General features: G+C 62.6%; 12 protein-coding genes and 2 tRNA genes. 4 read left to right on the forward strand and 10 right to left on the reverse strand.

Annotation, left to right across the window (positions count from 1 at the left end):
- The coding region (locus EOC83_RS28335; protein ID WP_245261238.1) for a GTP-binding protein at positions 1 to 133 on the reverse strand (133 nt) is incomplete at its 3' end.
- Positions 134 to 445: 312 nt separating this feature from the next.
- Between EOC83_RS28335 and EOC83_RS28340 the strand changes: the two genes are divergently transcribed.
- Positions 446 to 1,333: a DMT family transporter gene (locus EOC83_RS28340; RefSeq protein WP_063168074.1), complete on the forward strand. Its 888-nt coding sequence runs from the start codon at positions 446 to 448 to the stop codon at positions 1,331 to 1,333.
- 132 nt (positions 1,334 to 1,465) lie between these two features.
- Here the strand turns inward: EOC83_RS28340 and EOC83_RS28345 are convergent, their stop codons facing one another.
- Complete coding sequence (locus tag EOC83_RS28345) at positions 1,466 to 1,723, reverse strand: GlsB/YeaQ/YmgE family stress response membrane protein (RefSeq protein ID WP_013531402.1); 258 nt, start codon at positions 1,721 to 1,723, stop codon at positions 1,466 to 1,468.
- Between the two features lie 132 nt (positions 1,724 to 1,855).
- Between EOC83_RS28345 and EOC83_RS28350 the strand changes: the two genes are divergently transcribed.
- Positions 1,856 to 2,320, forward strand: a complete 465-nt coding sequence (locus EOC83_RS28350; RefSeq protein WP_024505802.1) for a YidB family protein — start codon at positions 1,856 to 1,858, stop codon at positions 2,318 to 2,320.
- A 76-nt stretch (positions 2,321 to 2,396) separates the two neighbouring features.
- Here EOC83_RS28350 and EOC83_RS28355 read toward each other — a convergent pair.
- A tRNA-Gly gene (locus tag EOC83_RS28355) sits at positions 2,397 to 2,470 on the reverse strand.
- Positions 2,471 to 2,559: 89 nt separating this feature from the next.
- A tRNA-Tyr gene (locus EOC83_RS28360) sits at positions 2,560 to 2,644 on the reverse strand.
- Between the two features lie 198 nt (positions 2,645 to 2,842).
- On the opposite strand from EOC83_RS28360, the gene rlmB reads away from it, so the two are divergent.
- A complete protein-coding gene (gene rlmB / locus EOC83_RS28365) occupies positions 2,843 to 3,691 on the forward strand; it encodes a 23S rRNA (guanosine(2251)-2'-O)-methyltransferase RlmB (RefSeq protein ID WP_063168075.1) in 849 nt (282 codons plus the stop codon).
- 110 nt (positions 3,692 to 3,801) lie between these two features.
- Here rlmB and EOC83_RS28370 read toward each other — a convergent pair whose 3' ends face one another.
- From EOC83_RS28370 to gcl, 3 genes are all read right to left on the reverse strand, one after another.
- A complete protein-coding gene (locus EOC83_RS28370) occupies positions 3,802 to 4,719 on the reverse strand; it encodes a 2-hydroxy-3-oxopropionate reductase (RefSeq protein ID WP_063168076.1) in 918 nt (305 codons plus the stop codon).
- 159 nt (positions 4,720 to 4,878) lie between these two features.
- Positions 4,879 to 5,676 carry a 2-oxo-tetronate isomerase gene (gene otnI / locus EOC83_RS28375; protein ID WP_063168077.1) on the reverse strand — a complete coding sequence of 266 codons (798 nt, stop codon included), beginning with the start codon at positions 5,674 to 5,676 and terminating at the stop codon, positions 4,879 to 4,881.
- A gap of 26 nt (positions 5,677 to 5,702) precedes the next feature.
- Positions 5,703 to 7,484: a glyoxylate carboligase gene (gene gcl, locus EOC83_RS28380; protein WP_063170247.1), complete on the reverse strand. Its 1,782-nt coding sequence runs from the start codon at positions 7,482 to 7,484 to the stop codon at positions 5,703 to 5,705.
- A 214-nt stretch (positions 7,485 to 7,698) separates the two neighbouring features.
- On the opposite strand from gcl, the gene bhcR reads away from it, so the two are divergent.
- On the forward strand, positions 7,699 to 8,520 hold the full coding sequence (bhcR, locus tag EOC83_RS28385) for an HTH-type transcriptional regulator BhcR (protein WP_063170248.1): 822 nt from the start codon (positions 7,699 to 7,701) through the stop codon (positions 8,518 to 8,520).
- Here the strand turns inward: bhcR and EOC83_RS28390 are convergent, their stop codons facing one another.
- The 3 genes from EOC83_RS28390 to EOC83_RS28400 form a co-directional block, all read right to left on the reverse strand.
- Entirely contained in the window at positions 8,521 to 8,880 is a 360-nt protein-coding gene (locus EOC83_RS28390) for a hypothetical protein (protein ID WP_013531395.1), read from the reverse strand.
- Between the two features lie 186 nt (positions 8,881 to 9,066).
- On the reverse strand, positions 9,067 to 9,372 hold the full coding sequence (locus tag EOC83_RS28395; protein ID WP_013531394.1) for a BA14K family protein: 306 nt from the start codon (positions 9,370 to 9,372) through the stop codon (positions 9,067 to 9,069).
- 558 nt (positions 9,373 to 9,930) lie between these two features.
- Positions 9,931 to 10,149, reverse strand: coding sequence for a hypothetical protein (locus tag EOC83_RS28400; protein WP_013531393.1), 219 nt, complete (start codon positions 10,147 to 10,149; stop codon positions 9,931 to 9,933).
- Positions 10,150 to 10,319: the final 170 nt, after the last annotated feature.

Genomic DNA, 10,319 nt, shown 5'->3' on the forward strand with positions numbered 1-10,319 from the left:
TCTGGTCGTAGCGCTTGTATTCGCCAAAATACTTGGTGATCGCCGCCGTCAGCGACGTCTTGCCATGGTCGACGTGGCCAATCGTGCCGATGTTCACGTGAGGCTTGTTACGCTCGAATTTACCTTTTGCCATTGTCTCTTTCCTTGGACGGCCCGGATCTTCAGTTCGGTCGAAGACCTTCAGTTCAGTCGAATGCGGGGCGATTAGCGACAAAGGCCAAAAAACACAAGCGTCTTTTGGCCGGGTGCCGTCTCACTCAGTCCGAACCATCGATCCGATTGCGGGGATGTGGCGCTGATATAGGAAGGCTCCGGGCAAAATGAAGGGGTAGCGGGCCGACCGATCGAGGCCGCGAAAGCGCCGGCTTGCTTGCCCGGCCCTGTCTGAATCATGGCCAGGCCATGGACCATTGCCGCCGCCATCCGCCTCTGATCTTGTGGCCGGATGCATTTCATCCCTGTCTCTATCCGCGGCCCGCTGTTCATGATCGTCTCGACGGGGTCGTATCTCGTCAACGATACAATGATGAAGCTCGCGACGGCGGGCCTGCCGTCTTATGAGGTGCTGTTTCTGCGGGGTGCCGCGGCGGCCCTCTGGGGCTTCCCGCTGCTGTTCGCGCTGGGCTACGGCAAGCAGATCCCGCTGATCTTCGACAAGCGCGTCCTGAGCCGGAACGTGCTCGAGCTGGCGGCGATCCTTTGCTATGTGGTCGCGCTCGCCAACATGCAGATCGCCGATTCCACCGCGCTCGGCCAGATCACGCCGCTCTTGATGCTGGTTGGCTCCTCGATCCTGTTTGGCGAGCGGATCGGCGGCCGGCGCATGGCGCTGATCGGGCTCGGCTTCGTCGGCGCGCTGATGGTGGCGCAGCCGACCATGCAAGGCATTTCGGTCTATGCCCTGCTGGCGCTCGGCAACGCAGCCCTTGCAGCGGCGCGCGACCTAGCCGGCCGGCGGGTCTCGGCCGAGGTGCCGGGGATGATCGTGGCGATTTCCGCCGTCGTGGTGGTGCTGATCGGCGCCGGCGCCGCGCATCTTGTTTCCGAGCGCTGGGTCATGCCCGGGGCGCATCACCTGCTGCTGATGGCAGGTGCTGGATTTTTCCTGATCTTCGGCCACTTCTTCATCTTCATGGCCTATCGCGTCGGACCGACCAGCGCCGTGGCGCCGTTCTACTATTGCTTCACCGTCTGGGCGGTCATTTCGGGCCTGCTGGTGTTCGGGCAATTCCCCAACACACTGGCGGTCTGTGGCATCCTGCTGGTCGTCGGCAGCGGGCTGACCATCGTGTCGCTGGATCAGCGCCAGCGCCGGTTGGCCGTCGTCGCCTAGCCTCGTTTCATTGCGGGAACGCCGATCTTTGTTTTCGCCGCCCCGATGCCATAGGCAAGCCACAGCCGGGCATACCGGCCTGAAGCCGGTCTTGCCTTCAGAAACTCGAAACCTCAGACGATCCGCAGGCGCCTAAAGCGTCCGCCTTGCGCTGAACTGATGGTAGGCCCACAGAACAACCACCGCCCCGATGACGGCAACGATCAGGCTGTAGATGTTGAGACCGGTGACGCCTGATGCGCCGAAGGCACTGAAGATCAGCCCGCCGACAATGGCGCCGACGATGCCCAGCACGATATCCATTATGACACCCTGGCCGGTCTTGTTGACGATCTTGCTGCCTATGAAGCCGGCGACCACGCCGAGAATGATCCAGCTGATGATACCCATTTTTTCCTCTCCATCCCCTCGCCAGCCGAACATTTTCATATGATTGTCAAAACCTCAAGCCAGCTTGAAATTCCGCCCGAATGCTTCATTGTTGAGGAGGGGTCGGGCCTTGGTCGCTATGGAGGATCCACGATGGGACTTTTTGACAACGCCGTTCCCGGCGGCAACATCACCAAACCTCTGATGATCGCACTCGGCGCATTGCTGGTCGGCAAGATGCTGAGCGGCAGAAGTGCCGAAGAGCCGGAACAGTCTCCCGTGCCCGCTCCGACCGCCCCCGTCCCGACGGAAACCACATCCGCCGACGGTGGCCTGCTGGGCGGCCTGGGCGGACTGCTCGAAAAGCTCCGGGACGCCGGTCACGGCAACACCGCGGACTCCTGGGTCGGAACCGGCCAGAACCAGTCGATCAACGCCAACGATCTTGGCGCCGCGATCGGACCGCAGATCATCCGCGAGATCGCGCAACGGACCGGACTGGACGAGCAGGAACTGCTCAAGCAACTGTCCACCGCCCTGCCCGGCATCGTCGACAAGCTGACGCCGAATGGCCAGGTGCCGCAGCAGCACCAGGTCGCATCCGCGTTCAACAGCTGACGCGGCGCAGCCACGACAATTGGAGCGCTGCGCTTCGTGCGCAGTGCTTCGGCTTGCCGGTGATGGGATGAGTGTCTGGAGCGGGTAGCGGGAATCGAACCCGCATATTCAGCTTGGAAGGCTGCTGCTCTACCACTGAGCTATACCCGCGCCTTACCTGAAGTACCGGATTCATCCGAAAAGCGCCATGCACTTTTCGGTCCGATTCTTGTCGCGTTTCAGGGCTTCCGGGCCGGCAGTGGTGGAGAGGGTTGGATTCGAACCAACGTAAGCTAAGCTAACGGATTTACAGTCCGTCCCCTTTAACCACTCGGGCACCTCTCCAGTCTGCCGCCGGAGCCATGCAACGAGGCATTCACGCCGATCCGGACCCGAGTTATGTGTTCTCCGAAACCAGCGCAGCGCCTTATGGCGGCAAGGCCATTGGGTGTCAACCGCGCAGCCAGCGTTTTTCGATGTTGTTCGCCGGCTGTGACGGCGGGCCATATCCTTGGCCGGAGGACACCGCTATAGAAGCCAGCCATGAGCGATAAAACCAACACCCCCAAAGACACCCATTACGCCAAGCTGCGCCGCGCCTATCGCGACGAGAAAAGCGGCGGCGCGCCGGCGTTCCGGCCTCGACAGCCGGTTCCGCCGGGCGAAAATGCCGCGGACGGACTGGTGCGGCTCTACGGCCTGCACACGGTTCGCGCCGCACTCGACAATCCGCGCCGCAAGATCAGGAAGATGCTGGTGACGCGCAATGCGGCCGAGCGCCTCGAAATCGCCGATCTCGCCGCCCTGCCCTTCAAGACGGAACTGGTCGAACCCAGGGATATCGACAAGATCACAGGGTCGGATGCCGTGCATCAGGGTGTGCTGATCGAGGCCGAGCCGCTTAAAGCCAAGCGGCTCGATGCGCTTGGTGACGCGAATCTGGTGCTGGTGCTCGACCAGATCACCGACCCGCACAATGTCGGCGCCATCCTGCGCTCGGCGGTCGCCTTCGGCGCCGGCGCGCTGATCACCACGGCCCGCCACAGCCCGCAGGAATCGGGCGTGCTGGCGAAATCCGCCTCGGGCGCGCTGGAGCACATCGACCAGATCGAGGTGAAGAACCTCGCCGAAGCGCTCGGCCAGCTGCACGAGGCCGGCTTTCGCACCATCGGGCTTGATTCGGACGCGCCGGCCGAACTCGAAAAGAGCTTTGCCGGAGAAAAGATCGCCCTGGTGCTGGGCGCCGAAGGCAAAGGCCTGCGCCAGAAGACCCGCGAGACGGTGACCACGCTGGCGCGGCTCGACATGCCCGGCGCCATCCATTCGCTCAACGTATCGAATGCCGCGGCGATCAGCCTTTACGTGGCACGGGCATTTTTGAAGCGCGGCTAAGCCAAAAACATCTCGAAACGAGAAACGGGTTCCGGCCATAGACGCCGGAACCCGTTCTTCGATGGGCCAGGAGTTGGCGGCTTGGGAACGTTGCGCCGCCCTCTCCTGACCTATGCCGCTTTGCCCCGGGTGCCGGCTGCCTCGCTGCCGACCTCGAAATCGGCCATCCTCTCCAGCGCCCTGACCAGGGCCGAATGATCCTCCTTGGCGCCGCCATTGGCCGCGCAGGCGTTGAACAGCTGCTGCGTGGTCGACGTGTTGGGCAGCGACACGCCGAGCGCTTTCGCGCCCTCCAGCGCGAGGTTCAGATCCTTCTGGTGCAGTTCGATCCGAAAACCCGGGGCGAAGGTGCGCTTGACCATACGCTCGCCATGCACTTCCAGAATGCGCGAAGCCGCCAGCCCGCCCATCAGCGCCTGCCTGACCTTGGCCGGATCCGCGCCGGCTTTCGAAGCAAAAACAAGCGCTTCGGCGACGGCTTCAATGGTCAGCGCGACGACGATCTGGTTGGCCACCTTGGTGGTCTGGCCAACGCCGTTGGGCCCGACCAGGGTGATGTTCTTGCCTATCTTCTCGAACACGGGCTTGGCGCGCTCGAAGGGTTTCTCCTCGCCGCCGACCATGATGGTGAGCGACGCCGCCTTGGCGCCAACCTCGCCGCCCGAGACCGGCGCGTCGAGATAGTCGCAGCCTAGATCGTTGATTTTCCTGGCAAAAATCTTGGTCTCGATCGGTGAGATCGAGCTCATGTCGATGACCAGCTTGCCTTTGGTCAGACCGGACGCGACGCCGTTCTCGTGAAACAGCACATCGGCGACCTGCGGTGTGTCGGGCACCATCAGAATGATGATGTCGGCGGCCTTCGCCACGGCAGCATGGCCGGTGACTGACGTTAGGCCCTTGGCGACGAGATCGGCTGAGAGTTGCGATCGATGGTCGCTGGCTATGATCCTGTAGCCCGCGTCCAACAGGTGCCCCGCCATCGGTGCGCCCATGATGCCGAGGCCGATGAAGCCGATGGTTTCCATTTTGGTTCTCCAGTTGCTTGTGTGAAACGCCCCCTCATCCGGCCGCTAGCGCGGCCATCTTCCCCCGAGGGGAGAAGAGAAGCCGACGTTGGTGCCTGTCTCTTCTCCCCACCGGGGAGAAGGTGGCCCGAAGGGCCGGATGAGGGGGCGCGGCGTTGGCTAGGCCGCAGCACTTCCCTGCCCGGCTAATGCTTGAAACCACCCCAGCCCAGCCTCCGTCCCGGCCTTCGGCTTGTATTCCGCCCCGATCCACCCGGAATAGCCGATGCGGTCGATGTGCTCGTACAGGAAGGGAAAATTGATCTCGCCCGTCCCCGGCTCGTGACGGCCTGGATTGTCCGCAAGCTGGATATGCGCGATGCGGTCGAGGTTTACCTCGATGGTACGGGCGAGATCCCCCTCCATGATCTGCATGTGATAGATGTCGTATTGCAGGAACAGGTTCTTCGACCCGACACGGTCGATAAGCGCCAACGCCTGATCGGTATAATTGAGAAAAAAGCCCGGGATATCGCGCGTGTTGATCGGCTCGATCAGCAGCCTGATGCCGGCCTGCTCCAGCTTTTCCGCCGCGAAGGCAAGGTTTTCGGCAAAGACGTCCTCCAGCACCTTGCGGTCGGCGCCGGTGGGCACGATGCCGGCTAGGCAATTGACCTGCTGGCAGCCGAGCGCCTGCGCGTAGGTGATCGCCTTGGCGATGCCCTGGCGGAATTCCGGCACGCGGTCCGGCAGCACGGCAATGCCGCGTTCGCCCTTGCCCCAGTCGCCGGCCGGCAGGTTGAACAGCACCTGGGTCAGGCCGTTCTTCTTCAGCCGGGCGGCGACGACATCGGGCGCATGGTCATAGGGGCCGATATATTCGACGCCCTTGAAGCCGGCGCGGGCGGCGGCATCGAAACGGTCGAGGAACTCATGCTCGCCAAAGAGCATCGAAAGATTGGCTGAAAAACGCGGCATTCTTTTTCTCCTTTTCTCCGCCAAGCCTAATCCAGCATGACGATCGACGTCGGCGCATCTTCGTGGCTCTCGGCAAGCTCCTCGAATTCGGTGATCTTGTCGATCTCGGTGCCCATCGAGATGTTGGTGACGCGTTCGAGGATGAATTCGAGGACAACCGGAACCCGGTGTTCTTTCATCAACCGCTGCGCCTCCTTGAAGGCACCGGCGAACTCTTCCGGCTTGCGCACCCTGACCGCCTTGCAGCCCATCGCCTCGGCGACGGCAACATGGTCGACGCCATAGCCGGCCTCGGGATCGCCTGCCCGGTTGATGTTCTCGAAGGCAAGGTCGACCTCGAAGTCCATCGAGAAACCCCGCTGCGCCTGGCGGATCAAGCCGAGATAGGCGTTGTTCACGACGACATGGAGATAGGGCAGCTTGTGCTGTGCACCGACCGCCAGTTCCTCGATCATGAACTGGAAATCATAGTCGCCCGACAGCGCCACGATGGTGCGGTCGGGATCGGCGGCGCGCACGCCAAGGGCAGCCGGCAAGGTCCAGCCGAGCGGGCCGGCCTGGCCGCAATTGATCCAGTTGCGCGGCTTGTAGACATGCAGGAACTGCGCCCCGGCGATCTGCGACAGGCCGATCGTGGTGACATAGGTGACGTCGCGGCCGAACGCCTTGTTCATCTCCTCATAGACACGCTGCGGCTTCAGCGGCACCTGGTCGAAATGCGTCTTGCGCTTCATCGTCTTCTTGCGAGCCTGGCATTCCTTCGCCCAGCCGGACCAGTCGCGCAGTCTGCCTGCCGTCTTCCACTCGGTGGCGACGTCGAGCAGCATCTTCAGCGCAGCACCAGCATCCGAAACGACGCCGAGATCCGGCGCGAAGACACGGCCGATCTGCGTCGGCTCGATGTCGACATGGATGAATTTTTTGCCCTTGGTATAGACATCGACGGAGCCGGTGTGACGGTTGGCCCAGCGGTTGCCGATGCCGAAGACGAAATCGGCTTCCAGCATCGTCGCATTGCCATAGCGGTGCGAGGTCTGCAGCCCGCACATGCCGGCCATCAGCCGGTGGTCGTCGGGGATCGCGCCCCAGCCCATCAAGGTCGGGATGACCGGCACGCCTGAAATCTCGGCGAATTCGATCAGCAAATCCGACGCATCGGCGTTTATGATGCCGCCGCCGGCGACGATCAGCGGCTTTTCGGCGGCGTTGAGCATCGTCAACGCCTTTTCGGCCTGGGCGCGCGTCATGGCCGGCTTGAACGGCGTCAACGGCTCATAGGCATCGATGTCGAATTCGATCTCGGCCAGCTGGACGTCGACCGGCAGGTCGATCAGCACCGGACCCGGCCGCGACGAGCGCATCAGGTGAAAGGCCTTCTGCAGCGCCATGGGGACGAGATAGGGCTCCATGACCGTGACCGCCCATTTGGCGACCGGCGCGGCAATGGCTGATATGTCGACGGCCTGGAAATCCTCCTTGTTCAGCCGCGCCCGCGGCGCCTGGCCGGTGATGCACAGGATCGGAATGGAATCCGCAGCGGCCGAATAGAGCCCGGTGATCATGTCGGTGCCGGCCGGACCCGAAGTGCCGATGCACAGGCCGATATTGCCTGCCTTGGCCCGGGTAAAGCCTTCCGCCATGTGCGAGGCGCCCTCGACGTGACGGGCAAGCACGTGGCGGATCGTTCCCCTCGCCTTCAGCGCCGAATAGAACGGATTGATCGCCGCGCCCGGCACGCCGAAAGCGCAGGAAATGCCTTCCTTTTCGAGAACGAGAACCGCGGCATCGACAGCGCGCATCCTGGCCATTTTCCAGCCCTCCACGGGTTTGTCATTGTTGGATTGGCTGAGGATGCCAGCACGCCGGCTATTTTTCAATTTTTTCAGAATATTTTTTCATTTAGAGAAAACAACGGCTATATGCTGATTTTATTGGATTTTCCGTTTTCTAGGAATCCGGCCTGCGATTTTAGTGAAAAACTTTTTCATTGTGCATTTGGCGAGATCGGTCGAGAATGGCGCCATGGAAACCACGGAAAAACGCCAGCGCGGCCGGCCGCGCGCTTTCAATGGGCCCTCGGAGGCCAGTTCGGTGCAGTCGCTCGATCGGGCGCTGAGAATCCTGGCCATTGTCGCGGAAGGCAGCGGCCTGTCGCTGAGCGAGATATCGGCGCAGAGCGGGCTTGCCGCCTCCACCGCCTACCGCATGCTGACGACGCTGCAAAACCACGGAATGGTCGAATTCGACACATCAGACCAGCTGTGGTCGATCGGCGTCGAGACCTACCGTATGGGCGCGGCCTTCCTGCGCCGCCGCAAGCTGGTCGACCGCGCGCGTGTCGTCATGCAGGAGCTGATGGAGAGAACCGGCGAGACCGCCAATCTCGGCGTCGCCGAGGACGATTGCGTGGTCTTCGTCAGCCAGGTCGAGACGCATCAGGCGATCCGCGCCTTCTTCCGGCCGGGCACGCGCAGCCCCTTCCATGCGTCCGGCATCGGCAAGGCGGTGCTGGCGCATCTCGAGCCGGAGCGCGTCGGAACCATGCTGCGCAAGGCAGGCCTGCAGCGCTTCACCGACAGGACGCTGTCCGACATTTCGGCGCTTGCCCACGATCTGGCGCGGATCAAGCAGCGCGGCTGGTCGGTCGACGACGAGGAGCGGCACCCCGGCATGCGCTGCGTGGCAGCCGCCATCTTCAACGAATTCGGCGAGCCGATCGGCGGCGTTTCCGTGTCGGGACCGACGGTGCGGGTGACGCCGGAGCGGCTGGCCGAGATCGGCCCGCTGGTGCGCGATGCGGCAGCCGAGGTGACCAGGATGATCGGCGGCGTGCGAGCCGGCTGATCAGCCCGCCCCGGGCAGCGCGCTCCTGGTCGCGATATCGAAGAAATCGAGAAGGATGGCCATGCCGACGCCGCAGGCGGTGAATATCAGGCCGGCCATGAAGATGCGGTTGGCGCGTTCATAGATGCGCCGCTGCAGGCATTTCGTGTCGAGCAGCAGCGAGAGCGCCCGCATCTGCAAGGCAATGCCGGCCAGGATCGGCAGGACGGCGACAAGATGGTAGGTCTGCCACGGGATCGGGTTGGCGGCCCAATGGGTGATGAAGCCCAGCGAAAACGCCAGCAGGATGCCGACGGTGGTGACGGTGCCGTTGCGGAAAACCGTTTCGACCAGGTCTTCCCTGGGGTCCTGCTCGTCCAAGGGTCTCTCCCCGCGTTTCGCGGTCCAGGATAGACGCTCGGAAAATCTCTGTACACTGTCCGATCTGTCGCCGGACCAATCCCTTCAGTTCTGCGCTGAAGCGGCCGATGGAGCACGCACCGCTACCATCCAGACAACAGAAGAGGGGCTCGCATGGGCCCCTCTGTTGCTGAACGGGTCCTCCCCTCAGAGACGGCAATAGTGGCGGTATCCGTCGTGGCCGAGATAGGTATCGGAGTCCGCGTCGTAGCTGGCATAGCGATCGTAGCAGCGGCGGACATGCCACGAGCCACCGCCTTCGTCGACATAGACGGTGCGCGGCTGGGCGAGCAGGCTGCCGAGGACGAAGCCGCCGACGCCGGCAGCAATGCCGATGCCGATTTCGCGGTTGTGGTGATGGCTGTGGGCGGCCGAAGGCTGCACGGTGCCGGCCAGCGTGGCGGCGGCGACGGCGGTGGCGATAAGGCCGGAAACGAGTGTGTTCTTGAACATGACGATCTCCTTGCTTCGTTGACCGAGGCGATCCATCCGCCTCTTGATCATCTGTCGTCACAGCCAGGAAAAAGGTTCGAACTTTTTTGATTTTTCTGGAGCTGGGAAATCGGATGGACCGAGGTCCACGCTGACGGCGACTGGAAAGGGTTGGCGAGGACGTTGATGCGGCCAATCTCCCCCACTTGCTGGGGGCTATGCCACGCACATATCTGCTATGACTGGGGTGACTGATCGGCCCGAGGCCCGATTGCCGGGTGGGTCCCCCAATCCGTCGCTGCTTCGCAGCGCCACCTTCCCCCCTCCGGAGGGAAAGGAAAGGAGCGTTGGTGGGCGAGCGTTGGCTCGGCGAAGCCGAGACGGAGCGGGACCAGCGCCGCATAGGCAATGCATGCGCCAAGCTGCCATGCACTCTATCGCCAAAGACCAGTTGCTTGGAAATGTGTGCATGCCGTAGCTTGCCGGGGATCAGCAGCTTTGCCGCCCTACTTCACAAGGTGATCGCCGAACGCAAAAAGGGCGGCCGAAGCCGCCCTCTTGGGGAATTGGGTCCCTCCATCAAAGGAAAATGATCACCCTGCCGTGCCTGTGGTGATGGTTGTGGTGGTGGTTGTAGTGCTTCCACCAGAACTTCTTGAAGTGCTTCTTGTGATGGTTGTGGTGGTGATGATGATGGCCATGCATGCCGTGGGCTGACGACGTGCCGACAGTGCCGGCGAGCGCGCCGGTGGCGACGAAGATGGCGACGAGGCCCGAGGTAAGAGTGCGCTTGAACATGATGATCTCCTGGATCTTTTGATCGAGGCGACCCATTCGCCTCTGACCATCAGTCGGCGCGGCGCAGCAAAAGGTTCGAAAGGTTGAGGAGATTTTTTGTGGGACGCCGTTGACGCCAGCGCGGCGACGGCAAGGACACCAATGACCCGTCGCCCCCTATTCCCCTATTC

This window comes from Mesorhizobium sp. Primo-A, from assembly GCF_003997175.1.
Classification (GTDB): domain Bacteria; phylum Pseudomonadota; class Alphaproteobacteria; order Rhizobiales; family Rhizobiaceae; genus Mesorhizobium; species Mesorhizobium ciceri.